This is a genomic window from Brevibacillus fluminis (assembly GCF_003710825.1).
Lineage (GTDB): Bacteria > Bacillota > Bacilli > Brevibacillales > Brevibacillaceae > Brevibacillus_D > Brevibacillus_D fluminis.
This window is the reverse complement of sequence record NZ_RHHQ01000007.1, coordinates 555,490-576,860: the sequence shown is the minus strand read 5'-3', so window position 1 is coordinate 576,860 and position 21,371 is coordinate 555,490. Positions and strand designations below refer to the sequence as shown.

Annotated in this window: 18 protein-coding genes; 5 read left to right on the top strand and 13 right to left on the bottom strand. The window is 48.1% G+C overall.

The genetic code is table 11. The features are described from left to right. The first annotated feature begins 586 nt into the window (after positions 1–586). From EDM56_RS09455 to EDM56_RS09450, 3 genes are all read left to right on the top strand, one after another. The gene (locus tag EDM56_RS09455) at positions 587–1,237 is read left to right on the top strand and encodes a LysE family translocator (protein WP_183192365.1); all 651 of its coding nucleotides are present in this window, start codon (positions 587–589) and stop codon (positions 1,235–1,237) included. 581 nt (positions 1,238–1,818) lie between these two features. Then, positions 1,819–1,941 carry a hypothetical protein gene (locus EDM56_RS32060; protein ID WP_281274946.1) on the top strand — a complete coding sequence of 41 codons (123 nt, stop codon included), beginning with the start codon at positions 1,819–1,821 and terminating at the stop codon, positions 1,939–1,941. Between the two features lie 252 nt (positions 1,942–2,193). Further along, entirely contained in the window at positions 2,194–2,595 is a 402-nt protein-coding gene (locus EDM56_RS09450) for a VOC family protein (protein ID WP_122917631.1), read from the top strand. A 137-nt stretch (positions 2,596–2,732) separates the two neighbouring features. Here EDM56_RS09450 and sigK read toward each other — a convergent pair whose 3' ends face one another. From sigK to EDM56_RS09395, 11 genes are all read right to left on the bottom strand, one after another. Continuing rightward, a complete protein-coding gene (gene sigK / locus EDM56_RS09445; RefSeq protein ID WP_122917630.1) occupies positions 2,733–3,443 on the bottom strand; it encodes an RNA polymerase sporulation sigma factor SigK in 711 nt (236 codons plus the stop codon). A gap of 501 nt (positions 3,444–3,944) precedes the next feature. Further along, positions 3,945–5,525, bottom strand: a complete 1,581-nt coding sequence (locus EDM56_RS09440) for a SagB family peptide dehydrogenase (RefSeq protein ID WP_122917629.1) — start codon at positions 5,523–5,525, stop codon at positions 3,945–3,947. 22 nt (positions 5,526–5,547) lie between these two features. After that, positions 5,548–7,491: a TOMM precursor leader peptide-binding protein gene (locus tag EDM56_RS09435; RefSeq protein WP_122917628.1), complete on the bottom strand. Its 1,944-nt coding sequence runs from the start codon at positions 7,489–7,491 to the stop codon at positions 5,548–5,550. Further along, complete coding sequence (locus tag EDM56_RS09430; RefSeq protein ID WP_122917627.1) at positions 7,488–9,437, bottom strand: putative thiazole-containing bacteriocin maturation protein; 1,950 nt, start codon at positions 9,435–9,437, stop codon at positions 7,488–7,490. The genes EDM56_RS09435 and EDM56_RS09430 overlap by 4 nt, the downstream gene beginning before the upstream one ends. Before the next feature lie 184 nt (positions 9,438–9,621). Further along, positions 9,622–9,888, bottom strand: coding sequence for a heterocycloanthracin/sonorensin family bacteriocin (locus EDM56_RS09425; protein ID WP_122917626.1), 267 nt, complete (start codon positions 9,886–9,888; stop codon positions 9,622–9,624). A gap of 296 nt (positions 9,889–10,184) precedes the next feature. Next, positions 10,185–11,384 carry a chromate transporter gene (locus tag EDM56_RS09420; RefSeq protein WP_122917625.1) on the bottom strand — a complete coding sequence of 400 codons (1,200 nt, stop codon included), beginning with the start codon at positions 11,382–11,384 and terminating at the stop codon, positions 10,185–10,187. A 190-nt stretch (positions 11,385–11,574) separates the two neighbouring features. After that, entirely contained in the window at positions 11,575–13,335 is a 1,761-nt protein-coding gene (locus EDM56_RS09415; protein WP_122917624.1) for an amidohydrolase, read from the bottom strand. A 283-nt stretch (positions 13,336–13,618) separates the two neighbouring features. Continuing rightward, entirely contained in the window at positions 13,619–14,164 is a 546-nt protein-coding gene (locus EDM56_RS09410) for a pyridoxamine 5'-phosphate oxidase family protein (RefSeq protein WP_122917623.1), read from the bottom strand. A gap of 91 nt (positions 14,165–14,255) precedes the next feature. After that, a complete protein-coding gene (locus tag EDM56_RS09405) occupies positions 14,256–16,001 on the bottom strand; it encodes a methyl-accepting chemotaxis protein (protein WP_122917622.1) in 1,746 nt (581 codons plus the stop codon). A 172-nt stretch (positions 16,002–16,173) separates the two neighbouring features. Next, complete coding sequence (sugE, locus tag EDM56_RS09400) at positions 16,174–16,551, bottom strand: quaternary ammonium compound efflux SMR transporter SugE (protein ID WP_122917621.1); 378 nt, start codon at positions 16,549–16,551, stop codon at positions 16,174–16,176. A gap of 28 nt (positions 16,552–16,579) precedes the next feature. Continuing rightward, positions 16,580–17,158: a TetR/AcrR family transcriptional regulator gene (locus EDM56_RS09395; RefSeq protein WP_122917620.1), complete on the bottom strand. Its 579-nt coding sequence runs from the start codon at positions 17,156–17,158 to the stop codon at positions 16,580–16,582. Between the two features lie 250 nt (positions 17,159–17,408). Between EDM56_RS09395 and EDM56_RS09390 the strand changes: the two genes are divergently transcribed. After that, positions 17,409–18,854 (top strand): HD-GYP domain-containing protein, encoded by a 1,446-nt coding sequence (locus tag EDM56_RS09390; protein WP_122917619.1) that lies wholly within the window; start codon positions 17,409–17,411, stop codon positions 18,852–18,854. Between the two features lie 81 nt (positions 18,855–18,935). Here EDM56_RS09390 and EDM56_RS09385 read toward each other — a convergent pair whose 3' ends face one another. Together EDM56_RS09385 and EDM56_RS09380 are read right to left on the bottom strand one after the other, a co-directional pair. Continuing rightward, positions 18,936–19,361, bottom strand: a complete 426-nt coding sequence (locus EDM56_RS09385; RefSeq protein ID WP_122917618.1) for a universal stress protein — start codon at positions 19,359–19,361, stop codon at positions 18,936–18,938. Between the two features lie 34 nt (positions 19,362–19,395). Continuing rightward, positions 19,396–20,604 (bottom strand): MFS transporter, encoded by a 1,209-nt coding sequence (locus tag EDM56_RS09380; RefSeq protein WP_122917617.1) that lies wholly within the window; start codon positions 20,602–20,604, stop codon positions 19,396–19,398. A gap of 451 nt (positions 20,605–21,055) precedes the next feature. On the opposite strand from EDM56_RS09380, the gene EDM56_RS09375 reads away from it, so the two are divergent. Then, a complete protein-coding gene (locus EDM56_RS09375; protein WP_122917616.1) occupies positions 21,056–21,370 on the top strand; it encodes a hypothetical protein in 315 nt (104 codons plus the stop codon). The last annotated feature ends 1 nt before the right edge of the window (position 21,371 follow it).

The window sequence follows — 21,371 nt, the reverse complement described above, 5'->3', positions numbered from 1 at the left end:
ATGTCTTGGATGGTCTCAGAGAACAGGTCTTTTAATGCAGATTGGACATCGTCCACCGACTTCATATTTTTCTCTTTGATCCACTGCTTTAATTGCTCTTTCGACATGAGACTCATAAAAAATCCCAACCTTTCTAATTTAATTGTAAATTAGGAGGTTGAGAGTTTACACAGAATATTTTACAGACTCTTAATTAAGGGCCTTCTTTCCATAGCTTCCTAAAGGAACTCCACTCCCCTCTGCCAGCCTCCCCTGCATTACACGATTCCAACTAGATCCGGATTCAAGATACATCATTGCTTATTTACTATAGTGCTTGTATAATCAGAACAACTCCATATTAAGTTGGTTGAAGAAGTGAGTTTATGATGTTGACGCTAATGATGACGATGCATACCTTATGCAATCAATTTGAGTCAACTCACTTTGGAAAAATGTCCTGAAATTTAGCAGGGACATCGGGGGAGGCCTCGTTAACAACGGTAAAAGCTGTCACATTTTGTGGCACCTACATACCACGGGTAGTTATGCTCTCGTCTCTTATTTTAGAGGCGAGAGCTTTTTTATTTGAGAAAGGATGATTATTATGGCACTCTACATCTCAGGCGTTTTAATTGGTATGTCTCTCGTACTTGAACTTGGAACGGGAAATCTCGCTCTTATTCGAACAGGCATTACAAAAGGTTTTTTACCTGCTTTTATTTTTTCAATAGGCTGTGCAGTGGGTGATATGGTTTATGCAGTACTTTCTGTGTTAGGAATCGCATTGTTGTTACAATCTAGTTCTATTTTCCAAAATATTTTATGGATTGGTGGAACAATCATGCTTTGCTATTTAACGTATCAGGCAATAAAAGATTTCTTTTCGCCTAAGCAAATTACGTTAGAAGGAAAAGACGTTGCGAAGAGATCCTTGTGGGCATATTTCTTTACTGGTATATGGTTAGTTGTTTCTGCTCCTACAGCATTAGTATGGTTTGCAACGGTTGGAGGAAGTGTTGTTAGTTCAACGATTGGTAATTCATCTGTCGACCAAAGTTTGGTGCCATTTTTCTTTGGATTTGTAACGGTATCAATCGTTTGGGGAGCTTTTCTTGCCTATTTAAGTAGTATTGGTGGAAAGTTAATGGGTGCTAAAATGCTTCGAGTCTTCTCATTAGCGTCAGGGTTACTATTTCTCTACTTTTCTTTCTATGTCTTCATTAGCGGATTAAAAAATGTAATGTCATTATTCTAATTGCATACATGTCGGGAGGATAGGGTTTAACACTATGTGCTAGTTGAACAGCAACAACAATCCTCCTATTTTCACTGATTCCTTATCTCCCCATAAAAAATGTAACATTCACCCACTCGTTAATCTCCGACGCGCCCTCAGGGCGCTTTTTTATACCTCTGAAATGGTAAACATTGCATAACGAAACAAAATTCCAGCCAAATACATCGCTGCGATTCCCAGTAAATGTACCAGCAGCATGTAACAAAAATATTCACGAAGCGTTCATTGATTTATGAAAAGATGAGAAATACAGAGCATAACCTCGAAATATTGAGATTGGTCCTCATGAAGTCGTTTTCATTCGCTTCCAGTACCAATGATTGTCGCTTTCATAAGCGAATAGCGACTTTGTGAAAAGAAAACGAAGCAGAGATAATAAAGGTACAACAAAAACACGGAGGTAATTCAAAATGGTAAAGACATGGAAATCTACAGTCGAGTGGTTCAAAACGTTAAACAAAGGTTATGAAGTATTACAAAACAAACGCCATCAATTAATGATTAAAGGATAAACATCATCTATCAGGAGGAAATGTCACATGTTTCGATTATTAAAATCTGTTATCGAGTCGTTAGAAGTTTTGGATAAAGCTTATCAAGCAGGCGAAAGAAAACGCGAACTGGCTTATGCAGAAATGTTCAAGAAAATCACTACCAAATAAATAGAGAGGTGATTTCGTGCATGAAAATTGCAAAGTATGATCCCCTGGTCATGTCCAACATGGAATGAACAGGGGATCTTTTTATTTGGCTCAATCTCGAATAGATCGTGGAACATCTCTAAATGCTTTGACTGGAGAGCTAAAAAAAGATCAACATAGCAAATGAAAAGAAATATCAAATCATCGAGTATAGTATAGTAGCCAATAATGACTTAGATTAACGTTTTAATCCTAATGTGAAGGAGTGTGTCTATGAGATCTTTAGGGTCGTTGAATGTTGATGTTGTTACGTTGTTTGTGGAAGATTTGCAAAAGGTAAAGGTGTTTTATCAAGATGTATTTGGATTCTCCGCCGTATATGAAGACGATGTGTCTGCGGTATACAAATTCGGAAATATGAGCATTAACCTCCTGGAAATTTCCGAGGCATACGATTTGCTCTGTCCTGGAAAAGTAGCAACCCGAGAATCCGGATCTCGTTTCCAATTTACTATCGGGGTGGATGATGTGGATGCAGTATGTAACGAATTGAGTACACGCGGCATTGCTCTACTAAACGGTCCAGTGGACCGCCCGTGGGGAGTACGAACTGCTGCCTTCACAGATCCGGCTGGACATGTCTGGGAGATTGCGCAGCAATTGACCTTGAGATAGAGTTTGGGAATAAAACGAAAGGAAAACGAATAATTTAACTCCCCTTCAACACACTCTTTTCGAAAAGAAAATAACAGCCGTCGACTTCGTTGCGCCGACGGCTGCTTCCCTGTTCGCAGTCGTTTGTTGCTGCTCCCCTATCTCCCCTGCGTCTGCTTTACCCGATAAAACTCATTGAACAGCTTCATCAATGCCCGTTTTTCAATGCGCGACACATACGATCGTGAAATCCCCAGCTCGCGCGCGATCTCTCGCTGCGTCTTCTCTTTATCCTGATCCAGCCCAAACCGGCCGATGATGACTTCTTTTTCCCTGTCATCGAGGATATGAATATGCTGATAAATTTTACTGGACTCAAGCTTTAATTGTACTGCATCAACTACTTCGTCTGTTTCTGTACCAAGTACATCAATGAGCGTGATCTCATTTCCTTCCTTATCCATTCCGATCGGATCGTGCAAGGAAACGTCTTTTTTTGTTTTTTTCAGGCTGCGAAGATGCATGAGGATTTCATTTTCAATGCATCTTGCAGCATAGGTAGCCAGCTTAGTACCTTTGTCAACCTGATAGCTCTCGATCGCTTTAATTAACCCGATCGTACCAATCGAGATCAAATCTTCGCTATCCTCACCTGTGTTTTCGAATTTCTTCACAATATGAGCCACCAACCGAAGGTTATGCTCAATCAGTTTGTTGCGTGCGAACGGGTCACCGGTTGCCATCAGGCGCAGGAATTTCTCCTCGTCCACTTCAGACAACGGTTGTGGAAACGCGTTATTTTTGACGTATCCGACGAGCACAACCAGCTCTTTGACCATCATCGATAATGCCATCAAAATGCTGGACACGGCTGCCACCTCCCACATTCGGATTTCGCTTACTTCTATTCTTATGTGGGCGCGCGCCTATGTGTGCATGTACCAAGGAAATGGGACGGCTACTCTGTCTTGAGGCCTCATCGCGAAAGGCAGCGTCGTTCTCGACGGTGCAAAGCGCCTAAACACAGCCTTCGCCATCTACGGGACTCACATCGAAATCAAAGGATTCACCATCCGCGTTTACATCTCCCACAACGGCGGAGACGGAATCCATGAGATTTCCGGAGCAGGCTTCGCCTCGATTCTGGTCAACAGTTCGACACACAACCAGAGACATGGACTCTCGCTTGCAAATAACGGCAACTACGTCTCCGCTAATGACATCCGCAGCAACAAGGTTTCCAACGTACGCATTACAGGCCAGTACAATGTGCTTGAAGATAATGCCATACAACATGAGACTAAACCGTAGATGATGAAATGAAAAGGCAGTCCGTTCACCGACGGACTGCCTAATTTCTCCATTATTTCCTAGCTACGCAAGCTCCCCTCCAACTTAGGACTAGCATGATGGGAACCAACAGGAATTTGAATGAGGCTCGTTTCCCCAATCGGAGCCATCTGGTAAATCTCATCAGAGATGTTCGAATCATATCCAAGGAGCGCGTGCCCCTGCATCCCGATGGCCGACGCGGCTAACAGTAACCGTTGCACGAGCATGCCGGATTCCATCTGTTGGATGCGGTACCCTCTATACCCGAGTGCTGGTATGAGGTGATCCTTAGCCCCTGACACATGAAAGCAGAGTGGAGTTTGGAACAGGTTAACAGTTTCCATATACATTCCCTTTTGCAGCCAGTGCCGATGATCTCCAAGTCGTACCAGACGCAATGCATGATTCGCACTGTCATAGCGGTAAGCACCGTCCGGAATGCCTTCTACGTTATACAAACAGCAGTACAGCGCCACACGTGATTGGGGATTCTCCTGTTCTTCATCCAAATCATTTCGATAAACGAAGGAAGCAGTCACTTCTTGCAACAGAGTGGCTAGTTGCTTTTGGCTGACCTTATCTAAAAAGAAATTCATTCCCGGTGAAAACCGCTTTCGGCAGACCGATGCCAGATCATAAGACATGCGCTTCACGTTTGGCAGTGTCACCGAATGGTCCGCATAGGTAAACTTCTTCTTCCCTTCGATCTGGCGAAACGATCGCGGCGAGTCCTGCAATGACACTTCGTTCATTTTAAGCAGCGTCGGATACTCTAGGACCCTCTGTGACCGAACATAATGATCATGCTGAATTGCTGGCAACTCCCGGCACAATTCGGCGGCAGAAACAATCCGATCACCGCCACTCCCTTTCCCAAACCAAGTGATACCAGACTCAATCGCTAGTGGTATGACCGCATATACGCTCTCCTCCCGTTCGGACAGCCCGAGCAGATGATTGATTGCCCGGTCAAGAAACTGGAAGTACACCCCCGATTCAAAGCCAAACCGTTTCGCGACCTCCAGTAATTGTCCGATCAGCACGCCAGCATCTTGTCCTTGCAAGCGATAGGAAAAGTTATTGTATTTAAAGAAATTTTTCCAAAACATGGTTGACACGAAAACAGTAGCAAAGCAAGCGAAAATGTCACAACGCTCGCCTAGGGCCTGCGCAATATAGGAGTCGAAATTTCCGCTCCTCAACAACACCAATCGGTGGTGTACCACATCATAATGGTAAATTCCTGTGGGAGCATCCTCTAGCTTCAGATATACATATAATTCATTTGGATACAACGAGCCACCGGAGGGAATAAACCTCCGGTACAATTGCATCGGACCAAAAGCTGGTTCTGCAAAGTCCGTGTCAGGGGCAGAATGGCTGAATTGAGTTAGTCCGTATACGTACCAAAGAAAATGACCGATTACGTGCAGGGTGGGCTTCACTGGCGTCTCTTTTTTGAACAGTGTAAGTGGTGTATCTGGAGAAAAGGGAATCACAGGCAAGCCACGGTAGAGCTTAAATGGAAGTGGTGCATCGTCCCATTCCACTTCAAAGTCCAGAGGTCTTGCCTTATCAGTGTCAAAATGCAGATTGTACAGAAATTCATCCAAATTCATCCTTGTTCCTCCTCATCACGCCTTATGGAAACGGATGTGGATGTGGATTGAGCTGCTCATATGTGAGTGGTTGCTTCACAAATCCAAGGTCCGCGGGTACACGTAATACCCTCTCTAATCCCGACACGCGGGTAAAATGTTGTCCAAACGTCATCGGCAGCATCCCCGGAATCAGTACTTTTACGCAATGCAGTCCGTTTCGTAAGATTTCAGGTGTCGTCTGGTCCACCACGATCACATCGAGATTCAAATCGCGAAACGACTGGAGAATCTCCTTCAGATCATCTGTCAGGTCTGCATGCCTCACCTTCTGTTTGAATTCCTCTTCAAACGTTCGCAATGGACCATGATCATTCAGTAAAAATTGCATGCGCTCTTCCGCTTCCGGTAAAGCGTATAGCATTGAATGATCCTCCATTTTCTTCACCAGGAATGGATCGTGAAACATTCGCTCATATTCCTCGCGGTTCGACTCGAATTTCTCTTCAAGTGTTAGCAACATGGCTGCTACCTCGTGCAACGAGCTCTTTACCGCCCTTATAGGGTCCGGATGGGCTCCCCCCGCACAAATAAGATTCAATCCCTTTTGTTTCCTGTTTTTCACCAGCGTCCACACACTCGGAATCCCATTCTCCATCGTCGCGTTAAACAAATAGACATCATATCCTGCAACCGCCTGCAAACGTTCGACCATTAAACTCAGTTCTTGGTCATTCGCAGAATAAGGGTCTAGGCGAGGGAGCGGTAGTTTTGCGTACCAAGTCATCAGGAACGAATCACGCTCCACCACTTCCAAAATACCGTAGAAAATTGCTTCTTCCAGACTTCCGCCTAACGCACATCCATTGGAAGTTTCAAAGACTAACCCTTGACGATAGCCCAAGCCGTAATAGGCTAGCAGCTCCGGAACCAAAATCGGCCGCTCTTGTAAAAAGGAATAGCCCCATACCCAATCGATCGGTTCATCAGGATCAAACATTTTGAACGGAAAACCTGGGATCTCATATTGTTCCTTTGTATGCAACCCAACCGTGACGGGATCGAGTGCTTGATCCGCAATATTGTGAAAACTGTCATGGACCACTGTCCGTTTGCCTCGGGGGACTAAGCCACAATACCGTTCCAAGCCCTCTAAAATGGCTGTCATCTCACTTTGTGCATAGGAATGAGTCCGACCTGCTGTAGACTCGTCTCCCCTGAACATCGGCAGATTCACACTCACGTCGGCAAACGGTGACACGAGGTCACGCATTTTCCCATTCAAAAGGCCTGTCCGGAAATCCAGATAATCTCTACTCAGCACTTTCTTTAGGACATCCATCGACTGACAGCGGTAACTGTCGATGCTGCTTTTCGGACTGGGCTGCAGCGAAATACTGGCCGCCATCGATGAGTCCTCAGTCAATTGACCGCATACCTGACATGACGGCTCGGGCAGAATGAAGTGAAGTGAGGACTTAAGCGTTTTTAAGTTCATGAAAAACATCCGACCTTCCGAGTGGGCCTGATCGCCTGTCAACACCCTTTGCGCTTCCGCCACTAGCAGGTGAGTCATCTGCAAAAGTCCATTGTGTGATGCCCATGCGTCATGGCGCATTCCTCCGAACTCTTCGAGCCTCTTTTGCAGCTCCCACATCTCCTTGCGATCACGTCCCGCCATAAGTTGTCGAAGGCCTGCACACTGGGAACACCCCGGAATACCAGGGCGAACCAGTGGCCCGATCACACCTTCACCAAATGTAACGAAACCGCGTAACCAAGGAATGCCGGCTGGTTGAAACACCTTTTCCGCCTCTTGATATACACTTGGATGCCAGGCATCGTCCAACACCAGAGCCAAATCAGCCGTTTTCGGTAACCCTGCCTTCAAATCGTGTTGATGCACAATCTGATAGGTAGTAGACAGCGCTCGACACACGAAATCTGCCAACAGCCCTTCTCCGACAACCATAACGACTGCGCTCACTTGGACACCTCCTCTCGCAGCAACACACCAAACACCCCGGCCATTTCCTTTTTCAAAAACGGTTCCAGCTCAAATTCAAAGAGGAAGATCTGCTTATGATTCCGTTTCAAAACCTGCAAGGCGGACTGCAGTACGTCCGTTTGTGCCTCTTCTTCAACCGCGGGAATCTCAAGGCTCTCTTGCTCACGATCTTCCAGTAGAACGGATGAAACCTCTAACGCTTGCGGCAGTAGGAGGTCCGCTTTGTTTTGTTCCCTACATAATGCCTGTTGCAACGACTTTCGCAGCGCAAATGTTACGTTCAAGCCAACACTGCCATACCAGTACTCACCTGTACCAACCCAAACAACAGGAAAGCCGAACACTTCCGCTCCCAAGCCGATCATCGGTGCTCCTTTTATTGTGGTCAATGCTTGCATATAAAACTGGCAATGTTTATCTTCTACTGTACTTTGTACTCGAAAGACATGAGGTTTTTGATCCATCTGCTGCTTACCCAGTTCTTCAGACAAACATTGTTGCAGCGCACGACACACACTCTCCGCAACGGTTTCTCCTACTCCCACGCCAACAAATTCATCTGGATCTACCATTCCTATTTCAGTAGGAAACTCCGTTTTGTACGTCCCGACCATACGTGAAAAATATGCTTCAAGTCCAGCCAATCCCGCTTCCTTTCTCGCCTCTTCATGTGTCATGCCCGTACAGACCATCTCCGGCAACAGCTTTGCCGGCCCCTCAGACAGCGGATCAGCTGCTTGAACGCGGCACTGTGCCAATGGAAGCTGGTGTAAGTCACCTTCCTCCCACATATGGAAAATCCCTGTCTTCGATGATGTCAACGAACTGAAGTAAGAAACCAATCCGCTTGACTCACCTTTGACCGACTCCTGTTCGAGAAGTGGATCGAGATTTTCAACCCATTTGATCCCCGTTTGTTCTGTCACCAACGGATGGGGCATGATCGAATTCCAGCTTCCTTCCAATGTCTCCAGATCAAGCAGGAATACATGATTCTTCATTTCCGTTTCGTTCACAGCCGTAACCGTTTTGATCAATTCAAACACGATTACATTTGCCAGCATCGCTCCTGCAGTGGAAGAGAATGTGTTCAGCTGTGGGTCTTTGCTGAGCGCGGCTTCATGGATGCGGCGCAACGCCGACTCCAAACATACCGTAGAGTCAGGGTGTACCAGTGGCCCCGCTAGACCTACTTGCTGCAAACACATGGCTGGCAGCAGCACCTTTCCTTCCTCCCTGCAAACCCTATGAAGAATCCGCAGTTCCTCGACATCGCCCTCCTGCGACACGTACAAGATAAAATCAAATGCCTGTACGGCCTCCCACCAAGAACTCTCACCCTTGATCTGCAGGCCAAGCTCCTCAATCGCAACGTCGGCGTCCATTTTGTGTGCATGTACCGCCAGTTCCTTTAGCCGCTCTCGATTGGTCGGTACCGAATCTGTGATTAGCAAGTGGAATTTGGGCAAGCCAGAATCCAGGAGCGCTGAAGCCAGGGAGACAAAGAATGGACCAGAGCCTACCGCCAACACTTTCGCTTGACGATAACACTGAAAACGATAAGCACCAGAATCAGCGAAATGGTTCAAAAATTCAATTTGAGACGCATACTGTTTTCGAATCTTGTCCGTCAATTGATGGGGAAGTTCTTGACTTACATCCTGAACAAATCCGTTTTGGAACAAGCTTTCTGCGATTTCAAACACACGATCACGGTATTCGTCCGGCAACCCTTCAGTGAGATCGTCCAACGTATGCTCCCCATTGAACACTGGCAACAGTTTTTCAATCCACTGATCGATCCCACTGCCTTCCATGCGGAATGAGCCAACGTTGTTGCGAAAATACACGCTGCCATTTGGATCAGGGAGAAAAAACGTGTCCCTTTTTACTTTCAGACGCATAGTAGGGTTCAAATTTGTCATGTCACTCCTCCTTACCATGAGTCAATCTCAAATCTGCACCATCACTTTCACAGTCATCTTATGTACGGCTATTTGTCCCTCATGCCAGATCTTTTAGAGAAGAAGCCCCTGCTAGGTCATTACTTCCCTATGCAGAGGCTGCCTCACTTTCTCGAAGAACCACCATTTCCTTTCGAAACTTTCCTTAACGGATAAAGAAGCAAAAGAAGAAGCAACTGCAGGAACAGCTGCAAGAACAACTGCAAGAACAACTGCAGGAACAGCTGCAGGAACAACTGCAGGAGCAGCTACAAGAGCAGCTGCAGGAACAACGGCAAGAACAACTGCAGCGGCCGCATCTTCTTTGAACCAAAACAGCATCTTTCTGCATTTGATTGTCCCAAGGCGTTACTTTTCCGCCCTGAAATTTGTCAACGTTCAATTTTTTAAGTTCCTTTTTAAATTCATCCATTTTTTCCACCTCCTGTAGTAAGGTAGCGGGTAACAATACGACGGGTATCTTCGGAGCTACATTAGTCGACCAGGTGAAACCGTCAACTATATAAATACTAGGGCGAATATACATTAGTTTTATGAAACATCATCCGCTAATGGTTACTCCTTAATCGCCCTTTTTATCGGGCCTTGTCAATTTTCGTTTCTTACTAAATCGCGCTCAGCATGAAAGAAAGAACAAAAAGCAAGATGCTGCCCATTGGAAATTAGGAAGCATCTTGCTTTTTTTGTACCTTATCATCCCTTGTCCGTTCACACAGCTAAAACCCACCCAACAACCATTCCCGCAATCACAACCACCCACGGCGGCATTTTCCAAAACACAAGCATGAGAAACAAAACAACGGCAGCTGCAAAATCAGCCGGAGCTTCGATTGTACTCGTCCAAATCGGATCATAAAATGCACACAGCAACAATCCGACCACCGCTGCGTTAACCCCTGCGAGCGCCCCTTGAATCTTGGGGCTCTTACGGATATCCACCCAAAAAGGCAACACACCGACCACGAGCAGAAAAGCCGGCAGAAATATGGCGAGCGTCGCAACTGCCGCGCCAAGCCATCCTCCTCGCACAGCCCCTAAATAAGCGGCGAACGTAAATAACGGTCCGGGCACTGCTTGCGCTGCTCCATATCCTGCAAGAAATGCTTCCTTGCTGATCCAGCCGGTCGGGACCACTTCTTTTTCCAGCAGCGGCAGGACGACATGCCCACCACCGAAAACAAGCGAGCCCGCCCGATAGAAAGCGTCGAAAAGTGTTATCCCTGGTAACGGATACAGATTGCGAAGCAATGGCAGCCCCAACAGGAGCACAAAAAACAACGCAAGACAGATCGTCGCTGCCATACGCGGGATGGGGATGCAGATTTTCGGTGAACCACTGCTTTCAGCTTTCCTATATAGAAGTGTACCAATGATACCTGCAACAACAATCAGAATCACCTGACCGACACTCGACGGCCAAAGTAACGTGATCGCTGCTGTCCCTAACGCGATGGTTGCTCTGCTGCGGTCCGGCACGAGCTTTTGGCCCATGCTGATAATCGCTTGTGCGACAATTGCTACGGCGACTAGCTTTAAACCGTGTATCCAGCCGGCATGCGCGAGATCCATCCCCCCTATTCCAAAAGCAAACAAGACAAGCGCTATGACAGACGGCCATGTAAACCCGATCCACGCAGCGATTCCCCCCAACATTCCCGCTCGCATGACACCGATTCCGATCCCAACCTGGCTGCTGGCTGGTCCGGGCAAAAACTGGCACAACGCAACCAAATCTGCGTAGCTTCGCTCATCGATCCATTTTTGGCGACGAACGTATTCATTGTGAAAATAACCGAGATGGGCAATGGGTCCACCAAATGAAGTCAGGCCCAATTTCGTTGAGATGAGCAGTACATTCCAAATCGTTTGCCAGTCGGTCTTATATCGTTTTGCCTCTCCATGTGGCATCAAGTCCAACTCCTTCTCCTCTTCCCAGGGATTTACTGTTAGTTGTTCCCTCCATTTGCAAGTATAGCGGATTCTTGCGGATCTATTGCTATTTGTCCACGACTTTTACAATTGATTTACGATTCGTTGCACACTTCCACCGCATCCACAAAAAAACAGCCACCGCTCGCTGCGATGGCCGCTCTTACTCTTACTTCTTCTCTACCGCCCGATGAAACACTTCTTTTCCCTCGACCATCGTCAGCAGCACTTTCGCATCTTTGATCTGTGTGACTGGGATGGCGAACAGATTTTTGTCCAGTACGATGATGTCAGCTTTTTTGCCCAGCTCGATCGAACCCGTGATGTCATCCACATGGTTAGCATAAGCGCCCTCGATGGTGAAGCTGGCGATCATGTCAGGCAATGTCGCGCGCTCTTCTGGGTTGGCAATTTTTTTTGGATCGGTTTCGCCGTCAGCGATCCGGGTGATTCCTTGCTGGATGCCGTTCAACGGGTTGAATTCCGGTGTCACGACATAGTCGCTTGAGGAGGCAACATGCACCCCTTGATTAATCAGGCTTTTCATCGGATATTCTTTTTCCGCACGCTCTTGGCCCAAATACGGCACTTCGATCTCATCGTAATAGCCGTCCTCTTGCATGAACCAGAACGGTTGGACGATGCCGACCGCACCGAGCTTTTTGAAGCGCTCGATATCTTGCGGATTCACCAGCTGGAGATGGACAAGGGAATGGCGCGCATCGTGGTCGCCGTTTTGCTGCTCGGCATAGGCCATTCCATCCAAAGCGATGCGTGTGGAAGCGTCGCCGATGGAATGGATGTGCAGCTGGAAGCCCGCTTTGTCCGCAGCCGCAGCTGTCTTTTGATACACTTCTGGCTTCCAGATCAGTTCCCCGTTCGTATGCTTGTGCTCATACGGTTTTTCCAGATACGCGGTAGCGCCTTCAACGACACCGTCCATAAAAATTTTGACTGAATTGATCTGGAACAGTGGCGTTTGATTGCGGTCGCGAATTTTCACGAACTCGGCCACCTGCTCCGGGCCTTTGTCCGGATTGGCGGTGATCGCGTTGCGGAAGCGGATGGTCAGCTTGTTTTCCTTGGCCAGCTCCTCATACGCTTCCAGCACATTCGGGTAACGCAGCAAATCCGGGTCACGCACGGTCGTGACACCGCGTTCTATCGCTTTTTGCTGGTAAGCCTCAATCCCGGTCTCATACTGCTGCACCGTGTAGCCCCCGATTTTTTTCAAAACCAGATCCATCGCTTTTTCGCGCAGCGTTCCAGACGGTTCGCCGGTCTTCGAATCGTGTTCGATTACACCGCCTGTGGGATTTGGTGTATCTTTTGTGATACCAGCGAGCTTCATAGCTGCCGAATTGACCCACAGCGAGTGGCCGTCATCCGACGTGAGCGCAATTGGCGTTGTCGGTACGATTTGGTCCAGCACTTCCTTGCGCGGGCCGATTCCCGGCGCCACCGGATTGCTCCAGCCACGTCCTTGCAGCGTCGGCTCCTTCGGATGTTCTTTGACAAACGCCTGAATGATCTCGACGTATTTCTCGATCGAGTCACCGTCGAACAGGTCGATCGAGTAAATCAATCCCGTTGTTTTGCTCGCATGCGTATGGCTATCGATAAAGCCGGGGAGCACCATTTTTCCTTGTAAATCGGTCACTTTGGTTTTCGCACCGATAAATGCTCTTGCTCCTTCGTCGCTGCCAACGTAGACGATTTTGTCGCCCCGAATCGCTATTGCCTGTACGACATTGCGATTGCGGTCCACGGTGTAAACGACACCATTCGTAAATACGGCATCTGCCGGAGCAATCACGGAAGCCTTTGCTGCTTCCTTTGCAGGTGCTTGTCCTGTCCCTTGCGCAAACGCAGCCACTGGGCTCATCAGAGCAGTGGCGAGCAGCACACTAGTCCATTTTTTTCCAAACAAAACGATCCCCACCTATTCGCGTATAAGTAAATAATGTGTAATGATTCTAAAAACACAGTAAATATGATTGTAGCACACTTCTCGAAAATTTTTCCACACAAACCTACATCTGGCTGTTTTTCCACCATGCGCGCATGGTAAAACGAGCAGAAAAAAAGACCCTAACGGCTTTTCGAAAAACCGTTGGGGTCAATCACTTGGCCTGCTCGCTTACGTTGGCAAGCTTGCGAATCGCTACATGTCGATTGTCTATTTTTTGCTTGGTTTCTAGCTCCTATTGCCGTTATACGTCCTGCTGCATCCGTCGGCCAGGCATGAACATTTTCTGCTCATTGACGGGATTCACTTTGGCTGACACCTCTGTCGGTGTGATCTTGTACACCGCCACCTGCGCGCCGTGTGACGAACGGTATTTTTCCACATGCTGGCGCGACAATTGTTGCTCATAATAGCCAGGCACATATTTATCGAGCATTGCTTGCAAAGCACCGGTCGCCTGTGACAGCTCGGTGATCCGCTCCGCCTTTCCAAAAAGCATCACACTCATATAAGCGGTGTCCGTCTCCGCTGGGACCGGATCGGTGATCGTCCCGTACTCTTCGCTGACCAAAAAGCAGACGTTGTTGTTGGCTTGCAGGACACGCTCTTTGCGACCAGCATCTGCGCCGTGGAAGTAAATTGCTCCATTATGCCAGACAAAATTCAGCGGGATGACATACGGGAACTCTCCATCTACCATGGACAGCGCACCCGTCTTCGCTAGGTTTAAAAATTCATCGATTTTCGTTTGATCAGTACAGGTTCGTTTTGCGTAACGCATGGCTTCCATCTTACCTTCTCCTTTGTCGATAGCTTGTGTCTTTAAAGAGATTGTAAGAGGGATTCTGTCTTTGAAAAATAGACAGATTTCAACCTTTTTATCAGGACAGTTTGAACTGACTGATCGCTTTGCGCAGATCCTGTGCTAATTCGTTCAGGCGATGCGTCGATGAGCTGATTTCTTGCATGGAAGCAAGCTGCTCTTCAGACGCGGAAGCCACATTCTGGCTGTACAAGGCGCCATCTTTCGCTGTTCCCGCCACTTGCTCGATCGTCGCGGTGATTTCCTCCGAGCTGGCGGACATCTGCTCTGCCGATGCGGAAACTTCCTGAATCTGTCCGGTTACCTCCTGGATCGCGGAGACGATGCGTCCAAAAGCTTGTCCTGCCTCGTTAGCAACTGTCTCGCCCGCACTTGCCTCGCTTTCTGCGCGCGCCATCTGCTCCATTGCGCGACTCGTAGCTGCTTGCACCCCGACGATTAACGTGGCGATCTGGTCGGAAGACTTTTTCGATTGTTCCGCGAGCTTGCGTACCTCGTCGGCCACCACGGCGAAGCCGCGCCCATGTTCACCCGCCCGCGCTGCCTCGATCGCAGCATTCAAGGCCAACAGATTGGTTTGGTTGGAAATATCCGTGATGACATCGGTAATTTTGCTGATCTCCTGCGAATGGCTGTACAGCTCTTCGATCACGTTCGCTGATTCGCGGACCGAATTGTTGATCGCATTCATTTGAATGACCGTCGTCTGGATCACGTCATTTCCTTGTGCCGCGTGACCAGATACATCGATAGCCGATTCCGAAACACGCGACGCCGATTCGGCGATGCGCAATATGCCGAGCGACATTTCCTCCATCGCCCGCGCTGTCTCTTCTGCCCCTTGGGTTTGTGCTTCGGCCCCGGTCGCAACCTCCTGAATATCAATTGCGATCTGTTCGCTTGCTTTTGCCGTTTGCTCGGCATTTTGCAATAACATCTCAGCGGAGCCTGACAGCTGGTTGGTAATCTCCTGCGTATGCCCGATCAACAAACGCATATTGGCGATCATCGCATTGAAATTGGCGGACATCTGTCCGATCTCATCGTTGGAATGGATGGCAGCTGTGACCGTTAAATCGCCGTTAGCGGCATTCAAGCTGAGGCGCGACATCTCTTTCACCGGCTTCAGCGCGCGACGGACCACAAACACGCTGATACCAATAAACAATGCCTCAAGTCCAATTGCAATACCGATCTTCTCCCACAGCGCTCGATTGAGCTCGACTTTCACCACGCCGTAATCAAAATCGATGCCAAATACTGCGATGAGCTCGCCTTTGGCATTTTTCAACGGGCTCAACATCGTCACCCACGTCCCATACTGGTCGGTGTACGGCTTCGAGATGCCGAGTCCGGTTGCCTCAAAGTCTTTGTATGCCTGCAAATATTCAGGTGACATTTCGTACTCACTGCCTGGCAAATCACCAGCCTGATACAGCGCCTCGTTTGCCAAGATCAGTTTGAGCGAGCTTTTGCCGCCCGTGGTATGTACGCCAGGAAACATCAGGTATGAATTGGTCGCCAAATCTTTTTTAAGCGCACCTTCAAGCATCGGTGCGAAAGATTTGATCGTTTCATCCGTCTTGTATGCGTCGGGATTGGATTCAATCGTGGAGACGATCTTTTGAACGTCGTCCGGATAAGCTTGCCACAAGATGACATCCATCGCGCTGATGCCCTTGAGCTTCTCGTAATACATCGTTTCATCCCGATAATAGGAGACGGCGGTTAAACACGAGGCCAGTAGAAAAATAAGTAGTACGATAAACAAGTTCGCTTTTAGTATCAGACTTTTCCTTAACATGTTCTCTCCCCCACAACCGGTGTTTCTATTCTATATGGATAGTACCCCTGAACCGACCGGGTTGAAACCTTTTGCAGTTAAAAACTTTTGCATTCCTTGCGTAAAAAAAGACCGGCCCTTTTTCGCATTGAAAAGAGCCGGAACTTTTTTTCATGGAAGAAATAAAGATCGGTTACATCCGCTCGGTCTGCTGGACCGCGACTGTTTTCGTATCGGCTTCCCCTTGTTCAGTGGAACCGGAGCTTACTTTCAGGCCAATGATGCTGATGATCAGAAGCGCAGAGAATACCAGCTTCATCGTATGGCGCGGTTCACCCAAAAAGACCATCCCAAAAATTACAGTGCCAAGCGCGCCGATCCCTGTCCAGATCGCGTAAGCAGAACCGATCGGAAGCGATTTAAGGGCCAGCGACAAAAAGTAGAAGCTGACAATCATCCCCGCAATCGTAATCACCGTTGGCCAAAGTCGCGAGAAGCCTTCGCTATATTTCATCGCCATCGCCCATACCACCTCAAAAAGACCTGCCACAATCAAAAATACCCATGCCATTTTGTATGTCTCCCCTCTATGTGTCAATTTATCGTTTTACGCCGGACCAGAAAATGTTCCAGGCACCAGCGATCCGCTCGTCATGATTTTCGTCCGTGTAATAATAAAGCTGGATGAACAAGCCATCCATCATCGCCAAATAGGCAGCGATCAAATCATTGAGCTTGTTGGGACGCAAGTGGCCCTTTTGTAAACCCTCCGTGAAAATGCCGGTTAGGCTCGCCAGCAGTTGTTCTTCCTGCTTCAGAAAACGTACACGCAGCTCACCTGCCAAAGCAGCTGGCGGAAACAGCATCGCCCGTTTCAAAAAAGCAGCCTTCACGTCCTCTTGTTTAAAATAAAGGCAATTGGCTCGCAAATAGGCGTACAGCACCTTTTCCGTATCCGCGCGATCCATCTCCTCTAGAAGCTGCTCCATCTCCACTACCTGATGGTGCAGAACATCTTCAAAAACAGCGAGGAACAAGTCTTCTTTCCCTTTAAAGTGTGCGTAAATCGACGGCTTCTTGATGCCCACGCCTTGTGCGATGTCAGAAAGCGATGCGCCCTCATAGCCATGCTTAGCGAACAATGGCAAGGAAACGGCCTTGATTTGCGCTAACGTCATATCTCTTCCCTCTCTTATTCACGGTAGTTCTCCTACCTACCGGTCGTTAGTTAAAGAATAGCACACACGTCAGGCAAAGGCAAGGAAATCGTTTTTCGGTAATTATAACGTTTTAGACCGACTCCTAATCTATCAAGGTATCCCGGTCATGCCTCCTGACATAATCGAACAGTTACGAACAGGATTTGACACTGTAAATGTCGAATCCTGAATATATTGCTAGGAATTTAGCTTAAATTGGAAAGTTGGAATGATGATGCCACGTTCACCTCGTTCTTTATTCTTAACCATGTCAATAACTACTGCCGTGCTTCTTCTGGCGTATGCGTATCTTATAACGTTCCCCGGACACAGTACCATGTGGGATCTCCCCCGTTTTCACTTTTATGTCATTTCTCCAACACTCCTTGTCTTGGCCATCAGTGCAATTGCGGTTGGCTGGACGGGGATTCGACTTCGGGATATGAGTGTGCTTATGCTTGCATTAGCGATCTTATCTCTAAACGGTTTTTTTCTCATTCACGCACTTTCGACCCCTGGGTTCATTATTGCTGATCAATACCACTTGGCAGGTGTTTCCTCACAGATCGCGATGACTACGTGCGCAGTTTGGATTTTCCTCTCGACCCTATCATCAGACCACTCCTTTATCCGCGTCGTGTCGAAGCATCGGAGAAGGATTGTCGTTGGTTGGGTAATCATTATTATCCTGATGAATATCGCAGCTCTTGTTAAACCCAGCATTTCCAACTTCATTCCCATCGATTTCGGGCCATTGAATTATCTCTTGGCAATTCTCACAGTCTTCCTGTATCTTTGGGCGGCAAAGAGATACTTTCAGCAATTTCGGTTAGTCAAATTTCCTCTGCATTCGGCTATCGTATTTGGTTCCGTACTGCTTTCCATTACAGAATGTTTCATGGTCTCAACCATGATGTGGACTTTGGCCTGGTGGCTGTATCATGTAGTCCTCGCAGCGTCGGCCTTACTGCTGTTGTTTGGTATTATCGCCCAGTATCGATCGAACATATCGGTAACTCAAACATTTCATCAGGTGAATGGGTATCCATCTTTGGATCAACTTCGCATTAGCATCTCCAGCAGCATGAAAAATCTGATCGTCGCCACGGAAACCAAAGATGAATATACGGCCGGTCACAATTTCCGTGTTGCCATATACGGATTGCAATTGGCCCAGGCCATGAATCTAAACTCCGAACTATTGCGAGCCCTGGCTAGAGGCGGTCTCATTCACGATGTAGGGAAAATACAGATTCCTAGCGAGATTCTGAATAAACCAGGAAAGCTGGATTCGGACGAAAGAAGCGTAATCGAGCAACATCCTGTTATCGCTTACGAGATGTGTAAATATATTGGCTTCATGACCGAAGAGCTGTCCGTCATCCGGCACCATCACGAAAAATGGGACGGGACCGGGTATCCGGACAAGCTGAAAGGCACAGAGATTTCACTGCTCGCAAGAATCCTTGCCATTGTAGACGTTTACGATGCGTTGACCTCGCGAAGATCGTATCGCGAGCCTTGGTCTCAGGAACGTGCGTTGCAAGTAATTGTTGAGGGAAGTGGCACCCACTTTGATCCCGAGTGCGTCTCCGCCTTTGTTCGACTCTGTAATAGAGGTGAGTTGGTTATTCCGGAGACCCTGGGACAATCTTATACGTCTACAACATCCTAATCTCTGCACAAATCGAGCAAAAAAAGACAGCATTGGCAGGCACGAGCCTCCTCTGCTGTCTTTTCTATTTTGCTTTAACGGTTATTTCACAATCAATACCGGACAATGCGCACCTTGAATCACATCGTGGCTGACGCTGCCGATCAGCATTTCCTTGAGCAGCCCCAGCCCTCTGCTGCCCATGACGATCAGGTCGTAGTTGCCTTCCTTGGCCACCTCGCAAATCGTTTTCGCCGGATTGCCGAAACGGCATACCGCCTCACACTGGATCTCGGTGTCAGCAAACAACTCCTGCGCCTCCGCCACGATTTTGCGACCTTCCTCCTCCTGTATTTGATCGATGTCGTCCACATCAATCGCCACTTCATTGAGTGTTATCGTCGGGTTCACATGCAAAAGGGTCACTCTGATATCTTGCCCGGCGCTTTGCGCAATCCATCTGGCAGAACGGACCGCATGACGCGCATGCGCCGACCCGTCGACCGGAACCAATATTCGCTGATACATAAGCCATCCCTCCCAAACTCTCACAAAAAAACGATTAATGGTGATTAATTGCCGAATCAATGCCTGCGAGATGTTTGCGACGTACGGCAAGGAACAGCACGCCGAGCAAAACCATCACACCACCGAAAATAAACGGCACGCTCGGGTTGAACATTTCCGCCAGTTTGCCTGCGAGCCATGGCGAAATCCCACCGCCCAAAAAACGGACAAAGCTATATGCAGCAGATGCAACGGAACGTTCGACCGGTGCGGATTCCATAACCGCTGTCGTGATCAAAGTGTTATTGATACCAAGGAAAAACCCGGAGATGACCACGCAAGCCATGATTACGACCGGAACGGAAGAACCGATTCCCATCACCAGCAAAATCACCGCAAAAATGCTCAATACCGAAATGATGGACTTTACCGTTCCATATCGCTGCTGCAGCCGCGGTGCAACGAAAACGGAGGTGATGGCGAGCAGCAAGCCCCAGCCAAAGAAAACGAAGCCAAGACCACGCTCGTTAAGCTCCATTAAATAAGGCGAGTACGCCATCAACGTGAAAAAGCCGAAATTGTACAGAAATGCGACGCCCCCCAACGTCAAGAGGCCCGGATAGCTAAGCGCTTTGAATGGTGCAGACAGTTTGATCGGTTTTTTTGGCTTCGCCACATTCGGCATGACGAACAGTAAAAACAGGAACGCGACAGCCATCAGCACGCTAACGCCAAAGAACGGGCCACGCCAGGAAATCGAGCCAAGCTCCCCGCCGAGAAGCGGACCAACAGCGATCCCGATCCCGAGCGCCGCTTCATAAAAAATAATTGCCTTGGCAGCCCCGGAGGCCGATAACCCGACGATCGCGGACAATGCGGTTGCCAGAAACAACGAGTTCCCTAAACCCCAACCGCCGCGCAGCCACACGATCGAATTGATCGTATTGGAGTTGCCAGCGAGTGCGCTGAAGACGATGATAATGAACACGCCAACAACTAACGTCCACTTTGTCCCCAACCGACTGGACACAAAACCGGTAATCAACATCGCAATGCCAGTAACAAGGTTATAACTTGTAAATAAGAGCGAAACTTGGCTGGGCGTTGCGTTCATTTTTTTCGCAATCGCCGGCAAAATCGGGTCTACGAGACCGATTCCCATAAACGAAATGACACAGGCGAATGCGATGACCCAAACCGACAGCGGCTGGCGAAACGCATTTTGCTGTTGGGTTAGATCCTGATACTGCGAATCTGACGACATATCTTTCTTTCCCCTCCATTTGGGATGCATGGTAGTAGTATTCTCCTCAGCGTCCGCTTGTATCATTTCATCAAAGCGGACAGGGACGGATCCTTCTGAAGCTCCCAATTGAATTTAGTTGTATGATGAAACTATGTACTTGTATTATACAACCTAATTCCAAGCTGTCAACCCCTTCTGATCCATGGGATCGAGCATGGCACATCATGAAAACGCAGTGGCGTCGAAAATATATTTGTGGTAGGTGAGCCACTGTAGCATCGATTCTGAACATACAAAAAAACACAAACCCGCACAGGCTTGCGTCCGCAATACAGATAGTTTTGCGTCTAAAACCGCGACGGTTTGCGCTTTTTCGCACGTTCAGTAGAAAGTTGTCGAGATGGAAAATAAAGGAATCCCCTACCTAGCAGCGAATCCTTCGGATAAGACCAGAGTGGAGGTGCCCACGATGAAAGATCTTTCGATTCTTTTACTTTCCTTGCTCTTGCTCACAGGTTCGTCTGAAATCGTCCCGGGGCAAGAATCTCTCCCTGCCAGCCAGGAAGAGCTCGGCCCTATTCCGGCTGAAGTCGTTTGGGACGGAAAAACATACGCAGTATCTGATCAACAATTGCCGACGCGTGAGATAGGCACCCATTTGGGCCAGGCGTCATTTATTCGGGGCACCCGGATGGTGTATGAAATCAAAGGCAGCAACAGCAGCGATCAGCTTGCTATCAAGCAGATGGGCAAGTATTATCTTCTGGCCACGTCGCGAAGGTAGC

Coding starts and splice junctions, on each gene's coding strand:
- EDM56_RS09455 (WP_183192365.1), top strand. CDS start 587: ATGGCACTCTACATCTCAGGCGTTTTAATTGGTATGTCTCTCGTACTT.
- EDM56_RS32060 (WP_281274946.1), top strand. CDS start 1,819: ATGTTTCGATTATTAAAATCTGTTATCGAGTCGTTAGAAGTTTTGGAT.
- EDM56_RS09450 (WP_122917631.1), top strand. CDS start 2,194: ATGAGATCTTTAGGGTCGTTGAATGTTGATGTTGTTACGTTGTTTGTG.
- EDM56_RS09440 (WP_122917629.1), bottom strand. CDS start 5,525: ATGAATTTGGATGAATTTCTGTACAATCTGCATTTTGACACTGATAAG.
- EDM56_RS09430 (WP_122917627.1), bottom strand. CDS start 9,437: ATGACAAATTTGAACCCTACTATGCGTCTGAAAGTAAAAAGGGACACG.
- EDM56_RS09425 (WP_122917626.1), bottom strand. CDS start 9,888: ATGGATGAATTTAAAAAGGAACTTAAAAAATTGAACGTTGACAAATTT.
- EDM56_RS09420 (WP_122917625.1), bottom strand. CDS start 11,384: ATGCCACATGGAGAGGCAAAACGATATAAGACCGACTGGCAAACGATT.
- EDM56_RS09410 (WP_122917623.1), bottom strand. CDS start 14,164: ATGGAAGCCATGCGTTACGCAAAACGAACCTGTACTGATCAAACGAAA.
- EDM56_RS09405 (WP_122917622.1), bottom strand. CDS start 16,001: ATGTTAAGGAAAAGTCTGATACTAAAAGCGAACTTGTTTATCGTACTA.
- sugE (WP_122917621.1), bottom strand. CDS start 16,551: ATGGCATGGGTATTTTTGATTGTGGCAGGTCTTTTTGAGGTGGTATGG.
- EDM56_RS09395 (WP_122917620.1), bottom strand. CDS start 17,158: ATGACGTTAGCGCAAATCAAGGCCGTTTCCTTGCCATTGTTCGCTAAG.
- EDM56_RS09390 (WP_122917619.1), top strand. CDS start 17,409: ATGATGATGCCACGTTCACCTCGTTCTTTATTCTTAACCATGTCAATA.
- EDM56_RS09385 (WP_122917618.1), bottom strand. CDS start 19,361: ATGTATCAGCGAATATTGGTTCCGGTCGACGGGTCGGCGCATGCGCGT.
- EDM56_RS09380 (WP_122917617.1), bottom strand. CDS start 20,604: ATGTCGTCAGATTCGCAGTATCAGGATCTAACCCAACAGCAAAATGCG.
- EDM56_RS09375 (WP_122917616.1), top strand. CDS start 21,056: ATGAAAGATCTTTCGATTCTTTTACTTTCCTTGCTCTTGCTCACAGGT.